This window comes from Actinomadura sp. 21ATH (genome assembly GCF_041951345.1).
GTDB lineage: Bacteria > Actinomycetota > Actinomycetes > Streptosporangiales > Streptosporangiaceae > Spirillospora.
Genome location: NZ_JBGNUR010000003.1, coordinates 144619 through 162828 on the forward strand (window position 1 = coordinate 144619; position 18210 = coordinate 162828).

General features: G+C 74.3%; 19 protein-coding genes and 1 pseudogene. 8 read left to right on the forward strand and 12 right to left on the reverse strand.

Annotated elements, in window-relative coordinates; genetic code table 11:
- Window positions 1-13: 13 nt before the first annotated feature.
- Genes ACA361_RS12990 through ACA361_RS13015 form a run of 6 tightly spaced genes read right to left on the reverse strand, consistent with a single transcriptional unit; the run spans window position 14 to window position 5514 of the window.
- Window positions 14-691 carry a 3-oxoacid CoA-transferase subunit B gene (locus ACA361_RS12990; protein WP_375012160.1) on the reverse strand — a complete coding sequence of 226 codons (678 nt, stop codon included), beginning with the start codon at window positions 689-691 and terminating at the stop codon, window positions 14-16.
- Complete coding sequence (locus tag ACA361_RS12995) at window positions 691-1383, reverse strand: 3-oxoacid CoA-transferase subunit A (protein WP_375012161.1); 693 nt, start codon at window positions 1381-1383, stop codon at window positions 691-693. Before ACA361_RS12995 ends, ACA361_RS12990 begins: the two co-directional genes overlap by 1 nt.
- The gene (locus ACA361_RS13000; protein WP_375012162.1) at window positions 1380-2729 is read right to left on the reverse strand and encodes an FAD-dependent oxidoreductase; all 1350 of its coding nucleotides are present in this window, start codon (window positions 2727-2729) and stop codon (window positions 1380-1382) included. The genes ACA361_RS12995 and ACA361_RS13000 overlap by 4 nt, the downstream gene beginning before the upstream one ends.
- Window positions 2730-2759: 30 nt before the next feature.
- Window positions 2760-3473, reverse strand: coding sequence for a maleylpyruvate isomerase family mycothiol-dependent enzyme (locus tag ACA361_RS13005; RefSeq protein WP_375012163.1), 714 nt, complete (start codon window positions 3471-3473; stop codon window positions 2760-2762).
- Complete coding sequence (locus ACA361_RS13010; RefSeq protein ID WP_375012164.1) at window positions 3473-4348, reverse strand: fumarylacetoacetate hydrolase family protein; 876 nt, start codon at window positions 4346-4348, stop codon at window positions 3473-3475. The genes ACA361_RS13005 and ACA361_RS13010 overlap by 1 nt, the downstream gene beginning before the upstream one ends.
- Window positions 4345-5514, reverse strand: a complete 1170-nt coding sequence (locus tag ACA361_RS13015) for a cupin domain-containing protein (protein ID WP_375012165.1) — start codon at window positions 5512-5514, stop codon at window positions 4345-4347. Before ACA361_RS13015 ends, ACA361_RS13010 begins: the two co-directional genes overlap by 4 nt.
- A 74-nt stretch (window positions 5515-5588) precedes the next feature.
- On the opposite strand from ACA361_RS13015, the gene ACA361_RS13020 reads away from it, so the two are divergent.
- Complete coding sequence (locus ACA361_RS13020; RefSeq protein ID WP_375012166.1) at window positions 5589-6362, forward strand: IclR family transcriptional regulator; 774 nt, start codon at window positions 5589-5591, stop codon at window positions 6360-6362.
- A gap of 69 nt (window positions 6363-6431) precedes the next feature.
- On the opposite strand, the gene ACA361_RS13025 is transcribed toward ACA361_RS13020, so the two are convergent.
- Both ACA361_RS13025 and ACA361_RS13030 read right to left on the reverse strand, forming a co-directional pair.
- On the reverse strand, window positions 6432-6821 hold the full coding sequence (locus ACA361_RS13025) for a VOC family protein (RefSeq protein WP_375012167.1): 390 nt from the start codon (window positions 6819-6821) through the stop codon (window positions 6432-6434).
- A 51-nt stretch (window positions 6822-6872) separates the two neighbouring features.
- Window positions 6873-7151 carry an ArsR/SmtB family transcription factor gene (locus ACA361_RS13030; protein WP_375012168.1) on the reverse strand — a complete coding sequence of 93 codons (279 nt, stop codon included), beginning with the start codon at window positions 7149-7151 and terminating at the stop codon, window positions 6873-6875.
- A 153-nt stretch (window positions 7152-7304) separates the two neighbouring features.
- Between ACA361_RS13030 and ACA361_RS13035 the strand changes: the two genes are divergently transcribed.
- Window positions 7305-7472 carry an AAA family ATPase gene (locus ACA361_RS13035; RefSeq protein WP_375012169.1) on the forward strand — a complete coding sequence of 56 codons (168 nt, stop codon included), beginning with the start codon at window positions 7305-7307 and terminating at the stop codon, window positions 7470-7472.
- Between the two features lie 13 nt (window positions 7473-7485).
- Window positions 7486-7728 (forward strand): annotated as a pseudogene (locus ACA361_RS13040) (oxidoreductase); the annotation flags it as partial.
- Window positions 7729-7758: 30 nt separating this feature from the next.
- Here the strand turns inward: ACA361_RS13040 and ACA361_RS13045 are convergent.
- Together ACA361_RS13045 and ACA361_RS13050 are read right to left on the reverse strand one after the other, a co-directional pair.
- On the reverse strand, window positions 7759-8340 hold the full coding sequence (locus ACA361_RS13045; RefSeq protein ID WP_375012170.1) for a class I SAM-dependent methyltransferase: 582 nt from the start codon (window positions 8338-8340) through the stop codon (window positions 7759-7761).
- Window positions 8341-8362: 22 nt separating this feature from the next.
- Complete coding sequence (locus tag ACA361_RS13050) at window positions 8363-9439, reverse strand: hypothetical protein (RefSeq protein ID WP_375012171.1); 1077 nt, start codon at window positions 9437-9439, stop codon at window positions 8363-8365.
- A 104-nt stretch (window positions 9440-9543) separates the two neighbouring features.
- On the opposite strand from ACA361_RS13050, the gene ACA361_RS13055 reads away from it, so the two are divergent.
- The 3 genes from ACA361_RS13055 to ACA361_RS13065 are packed head-to-tail and all read left to right on the forward strand — an operon-like array spanning window position 9544 to window position 14578.
- Window positions 9544-10149, forward strand: a complete 606-nt coding sequence (locus ACA361_RS13055; protein ID WP_375012172.1) for a TetR/AcrR family transcriptional regulator — start codon at window positions 9544-9546, stop codon at window positions 10147-10149.
- 48 nt (window positions 10150-10197) lie between these two features.
- Complete coding sequence (locus ACA361_RS13060; protein ID WP_375012173.1) at window positions 10198-13578, forward strand: DUF4132 domain-containing protein; 3381 nt, start codon at window positions 10198-10200, stop codon at window positions 13576-13578.
- 49 nt (window positions 13579-13627) lie between these two features.
- Window positions 13628-14578: a hypothetical protein gene (locus tag ACA361_RS13065; RefSeq protein WP_375012174.1), complete on the forward strand. Its 951-nt coding sequence runs from the start codon at window positions 13628-13630 to the stop codon at window positions 14576-14578.
- Between the two features lie 23 nt (window positions 14579-14601).
- Here ACA361_RS13065 and ACA361_RS13070 read toward each other — a convergent pair whose 3' ends face one another.
- Both ACA361_RS13070 and ACA361_RS13075 read right to left on the reverse strand, forming a co-directional pair.
- The gene (locus tag ACA361_RS13070) at window positions 14602-15204 is read right to left on the reverse strand and encodes a DNA-binding response regulator (protein WP_375012175.1); all 603 of its coding nucleotides are present in this window, start codon (window positions 15202-15204) and stop codon (window positions 14602-14604) included.
- Complete coding sequence (locus ACA361_RS13075; protein ID WP_375012176.1) at window positions 15201-16361, reverse strand: sensor histidine kinase; 1161 nt, start codon at window positions 16359-16361, stop codon at window positions 15201-15203. The genes ACA361_RS13070 and ACA361_RS13075 overlap by 4 nt, the downstream gene beginning before the upstream one ends.
- Before the next feature lie 182 nt (window positions 16362-16543).
- Here ACA361_RS13075 and ACA361_RS13080 point away from each other — a divergent pair, with 182 nt between their 5' ends.
- Both ACA361_RS13080 and ACA361_RS13085 read left to right on the forward strand, forming a co-directional pair.
- A complete protein-coding gene (locus ACA361_RS13080; protein WP_375012177.1) occupies window positions 16544-17428 on the forward strand; it encodes an ABC transporter ATP-binding protein in 885 nt (294 codons plus the stop codon).
- Window positions 17429-17471: 43 nt separating this feature from the next.
- A complete protein-coding gene (locus tag ACA361_RS13085; RefSeq protein WP_375012178.1) occupies window positions 17472-18191 on the forward strand; it encodes an ABC transporter permease in 720 nt (239 codons plus the stop codon).
- The last annotated feature ends 19 nt before the right edge of the window (window positions 18192-18210 follow it).

The following is an 18210-nucleotide window of genomic DNA, read 5'->3' on the forward strand; positions in this document are numbered from 1 at the left end:
CGGCTCCGAGTGATCAGGTGAGCAGGCCGACGGAGAGCCGCTCCCCCAGCTCGGCGACGGTGGTGCCGTACGTCTCCAGGACCCGTACGCCGTCCGGGCCGGGGACGAAGACGCCGTGGTCGGTGTAGACGACGCTGACGCAGCCGGTGCCGGTGAGCGGGTAGGCGCACTCGGGGACGAGCTTGGGGGCGCCTTCGCGGGTGAACAGCCGCATCATCACCAGCACCCGCCGCGCCCCGATCGCGAGGTCCATCGCGCCGCCCACGGCGGGGATGGCGCCGGGGTCGCCGGTGTGCCAGTTGGCCAGGTCGCCGCGGGCCGAGACCTCGAACGCCCCGAGGACGCACACGTCCAGGTGGCCGCCGCGCATCATCGCGAACGAGTCGGCGTGGTGGAAGTACGCCGCCCCGGGCAGCTCGGTGACCGGGACCTTCCCCGCGTTGGTGAGGTCGGGGTCCACCTCGTCGCCCGCCGCGGCCGGGCCCATGCCGAGCATGCCGTTCTCGGTGTGCAGCACGATCCCCGCGTCCGCCGGCAGGTGCTCGGCGATCCTGGTCGGCTGCCCGATGCCGAGGTTGACGTACGAGCCGGGCGGGATGTCGCGCGCGATGCGGGCCGCGAGCTCGTCGGTGGACAGCGGGCCCCGGCCGGCGTGCTCGGCGGGGCCGGGCGCGGTGTTCGCGGAGGTCATCAGCGGGCTCCTTGCACGGTGAGCCGGCGGGCATCGACCCGGACGACGCGGTCGACGTAGATGCCGGGGGTCACCACCGCCTCCGGGTCGATCTCCCCGGCGGCCACGATCTCGGCGACCTGGACGACGACCGTGGTGGCCGCGGTCGCCATGACGGGCCCGAAGTTGCGGGCGGTCTTGCGGTAGACGAGGTTGCCCATGGTGTCCGCCCGGTACGCCGAGACCAGCGCCACGTCCCCCTTGATCGGGTACTCCAGGACGTGCGCGCGGCCGTCGATCTCCCGGGTCTCCTTGCCCTCCGCCAGCGGGGTGCCGGCGCCGACCGGGCTGTAGAAGGCGCCGATGCCCGCCCCGGCGGCCCGCATCCGCTCGGCGAGGGTGCCCTGCGGCACGACCTCCAGCTCCACCCGGCCGGACCGGTACAGCTCGTCGAACACGTAGGAGTCGCTCTGCCGGGGGAACGAGCAGACCATCTTGCGGACCCGGCCCGCCTTGAGCAGCGCGGCCAGGCCCACGTCCCCGTTCCCGGCGTTGTTGGACACCACGGTCAGGTCGCCGGCGCCCTGCCGGATCAGCGCGTCGATCAGCTCGAACGGCATCCCGGCGAAGCCGAACCCGCCCACCAGTACCGTCGAGCCGTCCTCGATCCCCGCCACGGCCTCGTCGGCCGTCGCGGCGATGGTCGCGGTCATCCCCGGCTCCCCTCCGCTGCGTCGCTCCCCGCCTGCCGCGGCGGGACGTCCCCCGAGTCTTCCACGGCCGCCGAGGACAGCGGGATCGGCGTGAACATGGGCGGCAGCTCGTCCGGTGTGAGGGCGGTGGGGCCGTACACCCAGTCGGTGAACGAGTGGTCGCCGATGTCCCGCGCCCGCAGGAGCGCGTTGCGCTGGAGCCGGGGCGTCCCGTCGAGGTGCCACAGCTCGCCCCAGGCGCGGGCGGTGACCTGCACCCGGCGGCAGTGCTCCACCCGTACGGCCTGGTACGCGGCCAGCACGGCGTCCCAGTCCGGCGCGACCCCGGCCGGAGCGGCCGCGACCTGCCGGGCGTAGTGGCGGGCGAGCACCCAGCCGTCCTCGATCGCCATGATCGCGCCCTGCGCCATGTACTGGAGCGGCGGGTGCGCGGCGTCGCCGAGCAGGGCGACCCGCCCGTGCACCCAGGTGTCGACGGGGTCGCGGTCGAGCATCTGCCACCAGCGGTCCCGCCACATCAGCGGGATGCCCTTGCGGACGGTGTCGCAGGTGCCCTCGAACGCGGCGTCCAGCTCGTCCGGGGTGCCCCAGTCGGCCTCGCCCGCCAGCGCCTTGGGCGACTGGAACACGGCGACCTGGTTGAACATGTCGCCGCCGCGCAGGGCGTACTGGACGAAGTGGCAGCGGGGGCCGACGTAGACCGTGACGTCCCGCTCGGCGACGCCGTTGCCGCGCACCTCGCCGATCGGGACGGCCGCGCGGTACGCGACGTAGTCGGAGCTGACGACGCCGTCGCCGACCAGCTCGCGGCGGGCCACCGAGTGGAGCCCGTCCGCCGCGACGATCAGCGGGGCCTCGTCCACCCGCCCGTCCGCGAGGCGGACGCGGGCGCCGCCCCCGGTGTTCTCGTAGCCGGCGACGGCCCGGTCGGTGAGCAGCTCGACGCCGGCGCGCTCGCAGGCGTGCAGGAAGATGCCGTGCAGGTCGCTGCGGTGGATGACCATGTACGGGAAGCCGTAGCGGCGTTCGAGGTCGCCCAGGTCCAGCCGGGTCAGCTCGCGGGAGTCGAGCGCGTCGCGCATCACCATGTTCCGCGGCAGGACGCCGAGCGACTTCGCCTCGTCCAAGAGGCCGTACTCGGCGAGGATGCGGGTGCAGTTGGGGGCGAGCTGCAGGCCGGCGCCCACCTCGCCGAACTCCCTGGCCCGTTCGAGGACGCGCACGCGCAGCCCTTGGCGGGCCAGGGCGAAGGCGGTGCCGAGGCCGCCGATGCCGCCGCCGACCACGATGACGTCGGGCCGGCCGGGCCGGTCGGGGAAGCTGGGGGAGCCGGGTTCAGGCTTCATCGATCCGTTCCTTCGAGTGCGGGCCAGGGGTCACAGCCAGGCGCCCAGCGCGGGGGCGGGCGCGCCGCCGGCCGCGGTGAGCGGGCCGGCGTCCCGTCCCGTCAGGTAGGCGGCGATGTCGTGCAGCTCGCCCGTGACCACGGCGGGCTCGCCGTCGCCCGGCAGTTCCCAGGAGGCGCCCGCGGCGGGCGCGCGCAGGGTCACGGCCGGGCCGGGGGACGCGGCGCGCTTGGCGGCGGCGTCGTCGCACAGGGCGGTGAGGAAGCCGGGCGGCAGGTCGGCGAAGGACGTGCCGTTCGCGAGGTCGACGGCGTGCACCCACACCTCGCGGGAGCGCATCCAGGGCACCTCGGCGGCCGGTACGGTCCGGCCCTGCGCGGTGACGACCTCCGCGGCCCACCGCTCCTCGCCGAGCGCGGCCATCGCCGCCTCCAGCGCCTCCGCCGAGCGGTGCAGCCACGCGGTCAGCTCGGCGGCGGGCAGCGTGCGGCCCCGTTCGATGCCGGCGGCGCGCTCCTCGGGCGAGGCGTACATCGGGGTGGGCTCGCCGGTGGCGGCCCAGCGCACCAGGTTGGACAGCGCCCCGGCGTTGGCGGCGACGTGCGCCGCCACGTGCGCCCTGCTCCAGCCGGGCAGGGCGCTCGGCGCGGCGTACCCGCCGGCGTCGAGGCCGGCGGCGGTCGCGAGCAGCACCCCGGTGCCCTGCGCGGCCCAGCGGCGGGCGTCGTCGAGCGTGCGGCGCATCAGGACGCGTTCCTCCCGTTCTCCCCGGCCGCCCCGGCTTCCTTGACGACCCGGTTCTCCAGGCGGCCGATGCCCTCGATCTCGGTGACGACGGTCTCGCCGCCGAGGAGGTAGCGCTCGGGCCTGCGGGCGTGGCCGACGCCGCCGGGGGTGCCGGTGGCGATGATGTCGCCCGGGTTCAGGCGGACGATCGTGGAGACGTACTCGACCAGGTCGACCGGGTCGAAGAGCAGGTCGCCGGTCGAGTCGGCCTGCATCTCCTCGCCGTCCACGGCCAGCCGCACGTCCAGCACGGGGCGGACGCCGCCCGGCAGCTCGTCGGGGGTGACGAGGTACGGTCCGACGGGGGTGGTGGAGTCCCACATCTTGCCCTGGAGCCACTCGCGGGTGCGGAACTGCCAGTCCCGGCAGGTGATGTCGTTCAGGACGGTGAAGCCCGCGATGGCCCGCTCGGCGTCCGCGCCGCGGGCCCGGCGCGCGGGCGCGCCGACGACGAGGGCCAGCTCGACCTCCCAGTCGAAGCGGTCGGTCTCCGCGGGCCGGACGATGTCGTCGCGCGCGCCGATCAGGGCGTCGGCGAACTTGGCGAACAGCGTGGGGTGCTCGGGCAGGTCCCGGCCCATCTCCCGGATGTGGTCGCGGTAGTTGAGGCCGACGCACACCACCTTGGACGGGGCGGGCACCACGGGCGCGAAGTCAGCGCCGTCCACCGGGTGGGCCGCCGCGTTCGCCGGGGTGGCGGCCGCCGCCCGCGCGGCCCAGCCCTCCTCGGCGAGCAGGGCCCCCAGGTCGGGGGCGCCGAGGTCGACCAGGACGTCGCCGTCGAGCCGTACGGCACGGGTGGCGCCGCCGGTGCGGAGGGTGGCGAGCTTCATCGGGTGGTTCCTTCCACGTGCGTGCGGGCGAGCCGCAGGGCTTCGAAGACGGGCGCGTCGCCGAACCGGAACAGGTCCAGGGCGCCGGAGTCGGAGTCGCTCGCGCCGGCCTCGGACCGGACCGACAGCGGCTGCCAGGACGGGACGACGAACAGGTCGCCGCGGGTCACCGACCAGCCGGCCTCGCCGACGGTGACCCGGCCGGAGCCGTCGAAGACCTGGTAGACGGACGAGCCCGTCTCGCGTACGGGCGCGGTCTCGGCGCCGCGCGCGATGCGGTGCATCTCCGCCCGGATGGTCGGCAGCACGTCGGCGCCGGTCGCGGGGTCGGTGAACCGTACGGCGGCGTGGCCGGGCTCCACGGTGCCGGCGTGCCCCTCGGCCTCCAGGGCGAGCTGGTCGGCGAGGGCGCGGTCGGTGTGCTCCCAGCGGTAGGCGAGCAGCGGCGAGCCGGGGCCGGTGGCGCCGGCCGACACCGGGCGCAGGCCGGGGTGGCCCCACAGGCGCTCGGCGCGCGAGCGCTCCGGGGTGGTCCGCTCGGCGTGGCCGATCTCGTCCCGGCCGAACTCGAAGAACTGCGCCTCGGTGGCGTACTGGAACGGGATGTCCAGCCCGTCGATCCAGGCCATCGGCTCCGCGGTGGCGTTGTGGTGGGCGTGCCAGTTCCAGCCCGCCTGCGGCAGGAAGTCGCCGCGGCGCATCGCGACCGGGTCGCGGCCGACGACCGTCCACACGCCCTCGCCCTCGACGACGAAGCGGAAGGCGTGCTGGGTGTGCCGGTGCTCCGGGGCGTCCTCGCCGGGCATGAGGTACTGGATGGCCGCCCACAGCGTCGGGGTGGCGAACGGCCGGCCGCCGAGCCCGGGGTTGGCCAGCGCGATGGCCCGGCGCTCCCCGCCGCGGCCGACGGGGACCAGGTCGCCGGCCTCGGCCGCCAGCTCCCGCAGCCGCTCCCACCGCCACAGGTGCGGTACGGCGCGCGAGCGCGGGTGGGCCGGCATCAGGTCGCCGATCTCGGTCCACAGCGGGACGAGCAGCTCGCGTTCGAAGCCCCGGTACAGCCGTTCGAGCGCCGGGGTGACCTCGGGCTGCCCCGCCGCGGCGACGGCCTGGAGCCGGACCGGGGAGCCTGGGGCCGCGTCTTGGGCGATGGAGGACTGAGTCACACCCCGTACTCTGCCCCGTGTCCCTTAGAGAGAAGATGTAGATTCTGGAGAGCAGAACCCAAGGGAGCCAGAGCATGGACAAGCCGCTCAAGACGCCGCCGCCCTACCCCATCGCCAGCGTGGACCACGCGCTGCGCACGGCGACGATCCTGCAGATGGAGGGCGGCGCGACCGTGTCGGAGATCGCCGAGCGGCTGGGCGTCGCCAGATCGACCGCCCACCGGATCCTGGCGATGCTCGTCTACCGCGACTTCGCCGTGCGGGACGAGGACCGCGGCTACCGCGCCGGGCCGGTACTGGAGCTCGCCGCGCACTCCCAGTCCCTCGTGTCGCGGCTGCGCGCGGCGGCCCTCCCCCACCTGCACCGGCTCGTCGATCTCCTGGACGAGACCGCGAACCTGACCGTGCGCACCGGCGACACCGCCCGGTTCATCGCCAGCGTGGAGTGCCGGCAGGCGCTGCGGGTCGGGTCCCGGGAGGGCATGGTGTTCCCGGCGCACCGCACGACGGCGGGCCTCCTCCTGCTCGCCGAGCTCTCCGGCGAGGAGCTGGAGGAGGTCTACGCCGCCGAGCGGTACCGCGGCCGCCCCGCCGACCGGCCCGATCTCGGCCGGCTGCGGGCGGAGCTGAAGCGCCTGCGCCGCAACGGTTTCGCCGTCAACAAGGAGCGGTCCGAGCGCGGCCTGGTCGCCGTCGGCGTCCCCGTACGCGACCGGGACGGCACCGCGACCGCCGGGCTGTCGGTGTCGATGCCCAGCGTCCGCTACGACCCGCACCGCCTCCAGTCGCTGGTCGCCGTCCTGAACGCCACGGCCCGCGCCCTGGAACGGACGCTGGCCCAGGATTGACTCGTGGCGTGTCGCCCCTCCGGCGGCCGCGCGACGGGGGAACACGCCACGAGTCGACGCCTCGTGGCGTCAGGCGGGCTGGGCGGCGATCTGGATCAGGTTGCCGCAGGTGTCGTCCAGGACGGCCGTGATGACCGGGCCGGCCTCCAGGGGCTCCTGGGTGAAGCGCACGCCCAGGCCGCGCAGCCGGTCGTACTCGGCCTTGACGTCGTCGACGGCGAACGAGGTGAACGGGATCCCGTCGGCGACCAGCGCGTCCTTGAACGGCTTCGCGGCCGGGTGCTCGCTGGGTTCGAGCAGCAGCTCGGTGCCCTCGGGGTCATCCGGCGACACGACGGTCAGCCACCGGTGCTCGCCCACCGGGACGTCGTGCTTCTTCACGAAGCCCAGCACCTCGGTGTAGAACCGCTCCGCCTTCTCCTGGTCGTCGACGAGCACGCTCGTCAGGTGGATCCTCATGCCGGTCTCTCTCTCCGCCGGTGAGCGGCGCCCCGGTCGGGGCCGCCCGGCCTAGGTGTCGGGTCTCTGGAGCCACCGCTCGACGATCGGTTCGAGCGGCTCGGTGTTGATGTAGTGGAACTTGTACCGGCCCTCGCGCCTGGTCTCGACCAGCCCGGCGCTCTCCAGCACGTCGAGGTGCTGCGAGATCGCCTGGCGCGACGAGCCGAGCCCGTGCCTGGACGTCAGGCGGGCGCAGATCTCGAAGAGCGTCTGGCCGTTCCGATCGGTCAGCTCATCGAGGATGATGCGCCGCGTGGAGTCGGCCAGGGCCTTGAACACGTCTCCCACATACGGAACGTTATGCAAGCTACTGCTTGCATGTCAAGCTAGGTCGAGGTGCGGCGCGCCCGGCCGCGTCCGGCACCGGCCATACGGCGGAACGCGGGACCAAATTCCAGGTCAAGGCGGATATTCAGACACGCACCGGTTCAATGAACCGCAATGATCGCGGCCGTCCGTACCGGGGAGAGCCGCGTGCTGGTGGTGCACGGCGCGCCGGGAGTCGGGAAGTCGGCGCTGCTGGAGTACGCCGAGAACGCGGCGGCGGACATGCGGGTGCTGCGCGCGGCCGGGAAGCAGCGTTTACAGTTCGACCAATTCAGGGCTTAACGCGTTCACGGAATCGCTCCGCCAGGAATTGCTCCATGAACAGGTCCGGGTCAGCGTGGTGCAACCCGGAAACGTGGCCACCGAACCGGCGGACCGCCCCGGCGAATTCACCCGGGACGCGGCCCGCCGGCCGATCAGCGGAATGGACGCGCTGCGGCCGGAGGACGTCGCGGACGCCATCGGCTACATCGTCACCCGGGACCGGCGCGTCGCCGTCGGCGAGATGCCGGTGCGCGCCGGCGGCGAGACCCGGTGACGCGCGTTCTCAGGCGCCGGTCCGAGCGCCTCACTCCGGCCGGAGGCGCATCCGGTACCACTGCGGCGAGCTCCTGTTCATCGGCCATCCCAGCCCGGCGGTCTCCGCGGGCCGGACGTCGAGCATCTCCCAGTCCGGGAACGCGTCCTCGACCTCGGCCTGGGAGACCCCGCCGATCCGGCCGCGCAGCCGGGTGACGCCGAAGGCCAGCATCAGCAGCGTCGCGCCGGGGTTGGCCAGCGCGGACACGCTCCTCCCCTCGCCGCGCCGCCGGTCGGCCTCGAAGCCCTGGAAGCAGCCGATGTCGAGGAAGAAGTCGAACGTCCCCAGGCCGGCCCCGGCCAGGTTCGTCACGTCGCCCACGACGTAGGTGACGCCCTCCGGCCGCTTCCGCTCGGCGGCCTCGATCGCGGCGGGCACGTAGTCGACGCCCACCGCCTCCCAGCCCCGGCGGCCAAGTTCCGGAGTGAACTGGCCGCGGCCGCAGCCGAGGTCCAGGGCCCGGCCGAGCGGGCGGGAGCGCTCGGCCTCCTCTCGATGCAGTACGGCCGCGATACTGTCCGCGGCCGCCTTTCCGTAGCGTTCCCACGGGGTAACACCGAAGCGATACATGCGGGCATAGTTTGTCATTTGCCTAAACCCTCTCACGGCACTTCCCGGACGCCGCATCGGGGTGGGGGAAAGGGCTCGCCTCCCGGTAGTGGTCCGCCACGGCGGTGAATGCGGCCTTGGGTTCCCAGGGCATTCCGGGGTAGGCGGTTCCGCGGCGGTCCTCGTAGACCCTGACGACGCCGTAGCTGGCGAGGTCCAGGTCGTCGCGGGGGTCGCCGTCCGGACGGTGCGGGTGGTCGTAGAGGGCGAACGTGAACACGAAGGCCGCGTCGACGCCGCCGGCGTCGAAGATCTCCAGCAGCTCGCGCACGTACGCGGCCTGGCCTGCCTCGTCGCGCGCGTACTCGCCCTTGAGCCGGAGGGGGGCGCGGGTCCCTTCCTCGTACTCGACGATCTCCAGGCCGCGCCCGCCCATGTCGGCGGCGCCCCGGAACGTCGCGGCGCCGAACTCGGTGACGGCGACCGGCTTGCCCTGCGCGACCAGGTCCCGCACACCTCCGGCGAAGCGGTCGGCGACCTCCGGCGTGCGGTAGAGGTCCACGGAGACGATGTCGAAGAGGCTCCAGTCGACCCGCTCCAGCGGGACCGAGGCGTACGTGACCCTGCCGCCGAACCGCTCGCGGACCAGCGGAACGGCCCTGCCGAGGAAGTCGTTGACGCGCGCGCCGACCTCGGCGACGCGCTCGCGCAGGCCCTCCGGCCGCAGCAGCGCCGCCACCCGTCCGGCGGTGTCGGCGCCGGGGAGGAAGCCCGGCGCCATCAGGCTGAGCTCGGCGCCGGTGACGAACACGACCTCGGCCCCGCGCCGCCGGATCCGCTCGGCGCGCTCGGCGCAGTCGGCGAACAGCGCCAGCATCTCCTCGCCGGTCAGCTCCAGCGGGTAGGGCGAGACCCAGACCTCCAGGCCGAGCTCGGCCGCGTACGCCGCCGCGAACTCGATCCGGTCCGGGTCCCCGCCCATGACGCGGACCGCGGTGCAGTGCAGGTCGTCGCGGATGATCCGCAGCTCGTTCCGGACCGTCTCGGGGTCGAAGGGCTCGTGGCCGACGGCTCCGCCGAGGACGAAACCGGTGTCGTAGCTGATGCCTTTGGCGCGCATGTCCTGCCCTCTCCACTTAAGGTACTGCCCGTACCCTAGTTGCGTACGGGCAGAAGACGCAACGAGCATTGGGGGGTACCAGCCGTACCGAACGAGGGAGGACGATGGCGGCGAGACCGGCCGGGCGGACGCGGCGGCGCGGGGCGGCCCTCGAAGAGGCGATCCTGAGCGCGGCGGCGGACGAGCTCACCGAGTCCGGATTCGCCGGGCTGACCATGGACCGCGTCGCCGCCCGCGCCGGCACCAACAAGAACGCGATCTACCGCCGCTGGCCCGGCCGCCTGGCGCTCGGCATCGCCGCCTACCGGCGGCTGACCACGGCGGTCCGGCCGCCCGACACCGGCGACCTGCGCGGCGACGCCCTGGAACTGCTGCGCGGCGCCAACCGCCACTGGAGCTCCCCGCTCGGCGCGATCCTGCGCGAGCTGCTCGCCGCGGCCGGCGGCGCCCCGGAGCTGCTGGCCGGGCTCCAGGACCAGTCCGGCGACGCCGTCGCCGCCCCCTGGCTGACCATCCTGGGACGCGCCGTCGCGCGCGGCGAGGCGGCCCCCGAGGCGCTCCACCCCCGGGTCGCGACCGTGGCGATCGTGCTGCTCCGCAACGAGTTCGTCGTGCGCGGCGCCCCCACCGCCCCCGACGACGTCCTGGTCGAGATCGTCGACGAGGTGTACCTGCCCCTGGTGCGGCGGCGGGGCCCGGCACCGGGCTGATCTCCCGCGGGGCGGAACCGGCACGGGACGGGCGCCGTCTCTCCGTGCATGAACATCCCGGACGAGGACATCATGACGATCCCGGACGCGTGGGCGGAGCTCGTGCACCCGCGCCGCGACCTCGGTCCCGTACCGGCGGCCGAGCCCGCCGCGGACGCCCTCCCCCGCTGGCGCGCCCGCATCGACGGCGACCGCGCCGGGATCGGCAAGGTCCTCGCCGCGGTGGAGGACGCCGGGACGGCGGCGGCCGCCCGCGCCTACCTGGACGGCGCCGCCGACCCCGTGGGCGCGGCCGTCGTCGCGGTCGCCGTCCTCTGGTACGCCGGTGCCGTGACCGACCAGGACGAGGAGGAGGCCACCGCGCGGTACGCGGAGACGCTCGACGCGTGGGCGGCCGAGCACGGCGTCGCCTTCGCCGCGTGCGCGTTCACCGAGGTGAACGGCATCGTCCTGCGGCGGGCCCGGCCGCCCAAGCGGAAGGGCGGGTCGCGGCCCGCCGGGCTCGGAGACATCACCGCACTGCGGACCGAGGGGCCGAACGATCCGCTGGACCGGTACCTGCCCGGCTGGCGGGCGGGCCGCCGGATGCGCGCCCTGCTCGCCGCCGCGTCCGATGGCGACTACGCGGCCGCGGTGGAACGGCTCGCCGCGCTCCGCACCACCCCGGTCCGGCGCGCGACGGCCGCCTACCTCGCCCCCACCGAGCCGGACTGGGTGGACGAGTGGTGCCGGGAGCGCCCGAAGGAGCACGGCTACGCGTCGAACGTCTGGGCCATGCGGTTCTGCGCCGTGAGCACCCCGGCGCAGCTCGCGGCGATGGGCGAGTCGGCCGTCCCGACCGGCCAGGCGCTCGAACGCCCGGTGCTGGCGACGCTGGCCGTGGCGCTGGGGGACGCGTTCGCGCCGCTGCTGTCCGCGGCGAACCGGCGCGTCGACGACCTCCCCTTCGACCTGCTGGCCGCGATCCCCGGCGACGCGTCGTTCCGGCTGCTGCTGGAGGTCGGCGAGCGGCGGCCCATGACGGAACCGCTCCGAGAGGCGCTGCGCCGCTACCCGGTGCGGACGCTGCGCCAGACCACCCGGCTGTGCTCCCAGCAGGGCCGCATGGGCCTGGCCTCGGCCGGCGTGCTCGACGCCTGGACCCGCACCGAGCCGGACCTCCTCCGCTCCACCGCGCCCGCGCTGGGCCCGGGGGCCCGGCAACTCGTCGACTCCGCTCTGGAGAGGGCCCGGCGCCACCCCGAGGCCGCCGCCGGCGCGCTGCCCGAGGTCCTCGTCGCGCCCGCCTGGACCCGCCGGCCGGAGAACGCCAAGCCGGTCACCGTCCCGGGCCTGAAGGCGCCGGACGAGGTCACGATCCACTGGACGGACGGCGCGCGCCGGGCGTGGGCCGAGGCCGACATCAGGGAATGGACCGGCCACTACGGCGTCAGGCCGGACTGGACGGAGATCTGGCGGCCCGGCGACTGGCGCGACAGCGGGATCGTCCTGCCCCTGGTGTTCGCCCAGGCCCCCGTGGAGGTGGCGCGGCCGCTGCTCGCCGAGTGGGACAGCACCGAGGGGCACCGCGTCACCAACGCGATCAAGCGGACGGTGGCGCGCTTCGAGATGGAGGTCTACCCGTACATGCTGCGGGGAGCGCGCGCGAACTCCCGCTCGTACGGCGAGTTCCTGCTGCCGTACCTCGGCGCCGATGTCGCCGCGCTCATGGCGGACTGGTTCGTCCGGCTGAAGGCCCTGCGGCGGACGGCGGCCGCCTGGCTCGAATGGCACGGCACCGGCGCCGCCCGGATGCTGGTGCCGGCCGCGCTCGGCAAGGCCGGGCCCGCCCGGCAGGCCGCCGAGGCCGCGCTGCGGCACATCGCGGCCGTCCACGGCGACGAGGCGGTGCTCGCCGCCGCCCGCGAGTACGGCGAGCGCCCCGCCGCCGCGATCCGGACGCTCCTCGCCACCGATCCGCTGGACGTCGTCCCGCCCGCCGTCCCGGCGGTCCCCGATTGGCTGGACCCCGCCGCGCTCCCCCAGATGCTGCTGCGCGACCGGGACGTCCGGCTGCCCGACGACTCGGTCGTCCACCTGCTCACGATCCTGGCCCTCTCGCCGCTCGACCTCCCGCACCCGGGCCTGCGCGTCGTGCGCGAGACGTGCGATCCGGACTCCCTCGCCGCGTTCTCCTGGGCCGTCTTCGGCGCCTGGCGGTCGAACGGCATGCCGTCGCGGGCCGGCTGGGCGTTCACCCAGCTGGGCCTCATCGGGGACGACGACACCGCGCGCCGCCTCACGCCGTTCCTGCGGGAATGGCCGGGCGAGGGCGGGCACGCCCGCGCCGTCACCGGCCTGGACGTGCTCACCGCGATCGGCACCGACACCGCGCTGATGTGCCTCAACCAGATCGCGCAGCGGGTGCGGTACAAGGGCCTGAAGACCAAGGCCGTCGAACGGATCGGGCAGATCGCCGAGCGGCTCGGCCTCACCGCCGACCAGCTCGCCGACCGCCTCGTCCCCACGCTCGACCTGGACGCCGCGAGCGCCCTCACGCTGGACTACGGGCCCCGGACGTTCACCGTCGCGTTCGACGAGGCGCTCAGGCCGCAGGTGATCGACCAGGCGGGCAAGGTTCGCAAGTCCCTGCCCAAGCCCGGCGCGAAGGACGACGCGGCGCTGGCCCCCGCCGCGTACCAGCGGTTCTCCCAGCTGAAGAAGGACGTGCGCGGCATCGCGTCCCACCTGGTCCACCGGCTCGAACGCGCCATGGTCGACGGGCGCCGCTGGACGCCGGAGGAGTTCACCGGGCTGTTCGCCGGCCATCCCCTGACCCGGCACGTCGCCCGCCGCCTGGTCTGGCTCGCCGAGACCCGCACCGGCACCGGTTCGTTCCGCATCGCCGAGGACCTCACCCTCGCCGACGCCGACGACGACGCCTTCGCCCTCCCCGGCGACGCCCGGATCGGCATCGCGCACCCGCTCGACCTCGGCGACGGCCTCGCGGCGTGGGGGCAGGTCTTCGCCGACTACGAGATCGTCCAGCCGTTCCCGCAGCTCAGCCGTGACACCCACCGCCTCACCGAGCAGGAGCGGAACGGTTCCAGGCTCGAACGCTTCGAGGGCGTGACCGTGCCGGCGGGCGTGATCCTCGGCCTGACCAACCGCGGCTGGGAACGCGGCGACCCGCAGGACGCGGGCATCGAGCACGCCTTCCTGCGCCCCCTGCCCGGAGACCGGTACGCGATCCTCTTCCTGGACCCCGGCTTCATCGCGGGCGACGCCCGCGCGTTCGAGGAGCACACCGTCGTCCACGCCTTCGTGTCCGACGACCGGTTCGGCACGGCCCGCGGGAACGCCGTCCGGCTCGGCGACCTCGGTGACGTCACCGCGTCCGAGCTGCTCCGCGACCTGACCGTCCTCCAGGAGGCCGCCCTTGGCCGATAAGGGACAGAACCGGTAGAACCGCATCTGCCCCACCGGCGTCCAAGCCCGCATGTCGCTGAAGACGCTTCCCCTGCTCGTCGCCGGGGTCCTGGTGATCATTGCCGTCAACGCCTGGCCCTTCTACGAGACGTACACCTTCGTGAAGGACGACCGGGCCACCGCCCACATCGAGAGCTGCAGCTTCGGAACGCGCTCGCGCTCCTGCCGGGTCGTCTGGAGGACTCCGGACGGCCGGACCGGCACCGGGGAGGTCTCCGAGAGCGGCGGCGGGCCCTTCGCCGTCCGGATCACTCCGCTCGGCGGCGTCCGGATGGTCGGCGAGTACACCTTCGCGATGGCGTACATCGCCCCGCTGGCGACGTTCTCGGCGGCCGGCGGGCTCGCCCTGCTCATCGGGCGGGCCGGCCGGCGGGCGCGCCGGCACGCGGCGGAACTCCTGGAATCCGGGCGGGGAACGATCCTGCGCGTCCAGGACGGCCGCGTCACGACCGGGGACGGCGAGCAGGTCATGCGGTCCGCCTGGACGGACGCGCCGGCCGGCCACCGGCCCGCGGACCTGCCCGCGCGGCGGGCGCTCAAGGAGGACGCCAGGCCGGCCAAGGCCCCGGAGGCCGGCCGCGAGTTCATGACGGTCACCGGAACCACGGGCGCGCCGCTCTTCGTGGTGCTGCTGCGCGGCGGCGACGGCGGCGCGCCCGACCTGTGCCTGCTCGATCCCGGCGGGACGGTCCGGGCCGCGCTCCAGCGGCCGTTCGGCGACCTGCCCGGAGGCGACGTCGTCGGCGCGGACGGCCGTCCCGCCGGTTCCCTCGCGGCCGCGACGGTGACGTTCTGGGACTACACCATCCGGAACGAGCGCGGCGAGCGGGCGGGCGCGCTGGTGCGGCAGGCGAACCGCGACTGGGTGCTGCAACTGGACGACGGCGCACCCGACGTCCTGCTGCACATCGGGCTCGCCGCCGCTCTCAACCCCTCATGGATCGAGGCCATGTACGCGTGAGGAGCCGCCGCGCGGAGCGGCCGCTACAGCCAGTCGTGCTCGCGGGCGTAGCGGGCGGCCTCGTGGCGGGTCCGGGTCTGGGTCTTCTGCATCGCGTTGGAGAGGTAGTTGCGCACCGTGCCCTCCGCCAGATGGAGCTGGACGGCGATGTCGGCGACCGAGTAGCCCTCGCGGGTCGCGCGGAGGACGTCGACCTCGCGGTCGGTGAGCGGGTTGTCGTCGACGAGGGCGAGCGCCGAGACGTCCGGGTCGATCCACCGCCGGCCCTCGTGCAGCATCCGGATGACCGACGTGATGTGCGCCGGGTCCGCGGACTTGCTCACGAAGCCCTGGACGCCCAGCTTCAGCGCCTTGCGGAGCACGCCGGGCCGGGCGTGCCGGGTCAGCATCAGGACGACCTGGTCCGGCCGGGCCCGGCGGATCTCCGCGACGGCGCCGAGGCCGTCCACGCCCGGCATCTCCAGATCGATGACGAGCACGTCGGGCCGGTGCCGCAGCGCCGCCTGGACGGCCTCGGCGCCGTCCGCCGCCTCGGCGAGCACGGTGATCTCGCCTTCGAGCGGCAGCAGCGCCGCCATCGCCTTGCGGAGCAGGGCCTCGTCGTCGGCCAGCACCACCGTGGTCATCGGCCCTCCCGCGTGCGGGCGCGCGGGAACGCGGCGGCGGTCACGAAGCGCCCGTCCTTCCGCTCCACGGTCAGCTCGCCCCCGTCGTCCGCGACCCGTTCCCTGAGCGCGGCGAGCCCGCTGAGTTCGGGGAGGGGAGCCTCCTGCGCGCCGTCGTTGACGATGGTGATGCCCTCCTCCGTGAGCGTGATCCGCACCTGCCCGGCCTGCGCGTGCCGCAGGATGTTGGTCGTCGTCTCCCTGAGGACCTGGCCGAGCAGCTCGTCGGCGGCCGTGCCGGCCCCGGCCCCCGCCTCGCGGTCGACGCGGACGCGGATGCCCGCCGCCTCGAAGAGGTTCTTGGCGTTCTCCAGCTCCGCGGACAGGTTGAGCCGCCGCTGGGCGTAGGCGAGCTCCTTGGTCTGCGCGATGGTGTCGCCGACGAGGGCGTGGATCTCCCGCAGCTCCTCCTCGGCCCGGTCGGCGTCGGTGCGCACCAGCTTCCGGGCCAGCGCGGCCTTCAGCTTCACCACGTGCAGGGTGTGGCCCTGGATGTCGTGGAGGTCGCCGGCGAACCGCACCCGCTCGCGGACGACGGCCAGCTCGGCCTGCCGCTCCCGGGACTCCGCCAGCTCCTCGACGAGGTCGTAGTACCACTGGCCGGCGAACATCCCGGCGGTCGACACCACGGCGATGCCCGCCGGGATGAGGGCGTACGCGATCAGGTCGGCGGCCGCGTCGTCCGGCGCCACCAGCAGCCGCGCCGCCCCCACCAGCGGGATGAAGGCGATCAGCCCGGCGGTGGCCGCGACGCGGTGGCGCGGCAGCTTCGGGACGTAGACGGAGCCCACGACGGAGATGCCGTAGAACGCCGTGGAGCCGTCCAGCGCCAGCGCCCCGGCGGCCCACACCGCCGCGGCGACGATCGCGCAGGGCAGCACCACCCGGGAGATCCCGCTCGCCGTCCAGCGCAGCACGGCCACCAGCCCCGCGGCCACGCCCGCGCCTAGGACGGCGGCCTCCCACCACGTCCGGGCGTCGACCGCCACCAGCAGGACCCCGACGGGGCCGATGGCCACGACCATCGAGGTGACGTTCAGCGTGTGCAGCCGGTCCCGCACCTCCTCGTAGTGCCCGGACGCCATGCGGGCGCGCGGGCGCGAAGGTCTGGGATCCATGTGGTCTCCGGATGCGAACGGCAGAGAGCGGCAGAGAACGGCGATGTGCGCCTCCAGTATTCTTCCCGCTCCGCGGCGTCACCAGTGACGCCGCGTCATGCCTTCACCCAGGGAAACGTCACGCCGAGGTGGTGACGTGGCCCCACTGCCGGGCGGGCGCGGCGTCGGCTGGAATCGGTGCCATGTCCTCCACACCGGTCATCGACGTCGATCACCTGAACCTCAAGTACGGCGACTTCCACGCCGTCCGGGACCTGTCCTTCCAGGTGCGGCCCGGCGAGCTGTACGCGCTCCTCGGCACGAACGGGGCGGGCAAGACCTCGACCCTGGAGACCGTCGAGGGCCACCGCACGGCCACCTCGGGAACGGTCCGGGTCTTCGGGCGGAGCCCGCGCGACCGCCGCGCCGTCCGGCCCCGGATGGGCGTCATGCTCCAGGAGAGCGGGTTCTCCCCGGACCTGACGGTGCGGGAGTCCGTCCGGCTGATCGGGCGGCTCACCCGGCGTGTCGACACGGTGGACCGGGTGCTCGGCGTCGTCGATCTCACCCGCAGGGCCGGCACCCGGGTGTCGCAGCTCTCCGGCGGTGAGAAGCGCCGCCTGGACTTCGCCACCGCCGTGTACGGCGCGCCCGAGCTGATCTTCCTGGACGAGCCGACCACCGGCCTGGACATCCAGTCCCGGGACGATCTCTGGGAGGCCGTGGGCCGGCTGCGCGAGGACGGCTCCACCATCGTCCTCACCACGCACTACCTGGAGGAGGCCCAGCAGCACGCCGACCGCATCGGGCTCATGCACCGGGGCGCCCTGCACAGGGAGGGGACCGTCTCGGAACTGACACGGACGCTCCCCGCCACCATCCGCTTCTCCGTTCCGGAGTCGGCGCCGGCGCTGCCGCTGCGGGCCCGGCGCGAGGGCGACGGGCGGTTCCTCATCGAGACGTTCGACCTGGCGGGGGACCTGTACGCGTTCCTCCACTGGGCGCGGGTCCACGGCGTGGAGCCGCGGGACCTGGAGGCCGGGCCGACCCGGCTCGACGACGTGTTCCGTTCCATCAGCGGCGAATGACCCCGCTCCGCCTCGCACTCCCCCTTCGGGAAAGGACCCTCCCATGCTCCCCATCGCCCTCGGCGAGCTGATCCAGATCTTCCGGAACCGGCTGGTGCTGGTCACCAGTCTCGTCATGCCCGTCGCCGTCAGCGCGTACTTCATCTACCAGCACGACGTCTTCGCGAGGATGGCCAGCCTCGGCTACATCGCGGCGATCATGGTGTTCACGGTGGGCGCGTTCGGCCTCTACACCACCACGGTGACGACCCTGGCCTCGCGCCGGCAGAACCTCTTCCTCAAGCGGCTGCGCTCCACCGCGGCCGGCGACGCCGGCATCCTGTCCGGGCTGCTGCTCCCGGTCACCGTGATCGCGCTGGTGCAGGCGGCCGTGCTCCTGGCGGTCCTGGCCGCGGTCGCCGGCGGGCCGGACGACGTCCTGCTGCTGGCGGCGGCCGTCCTGTCGATGGTGGCGATGATGCTGGGCCTGGGGCTGGCCACGGCGGGGCTGACCAACTCCCCCGAGCACGCCCAGGTGACCACGCTGCCCGTCAGCCTCGGCACCATCGCCGTGGCGAGCTGGGTGGGGATCAGCGGGACCGAGGAGCTCGCCCCGCTGAAGCGGCTGCTGCCCGGCGGCTCGGCCACCGAGCTGGCCGTCAACGCCTGGAACGGCGGCGTCCCCATGGCGGACTCGCTGCTCCTGCTCGCGCCCACGCTGGCCTGGGTCGGCGTCGCCGTCGCGCTGGCCTCCCGGCTCTTCCGCTGGGAGCCGCGCCGCTGACGGTGCGCCGTCCCCGGCC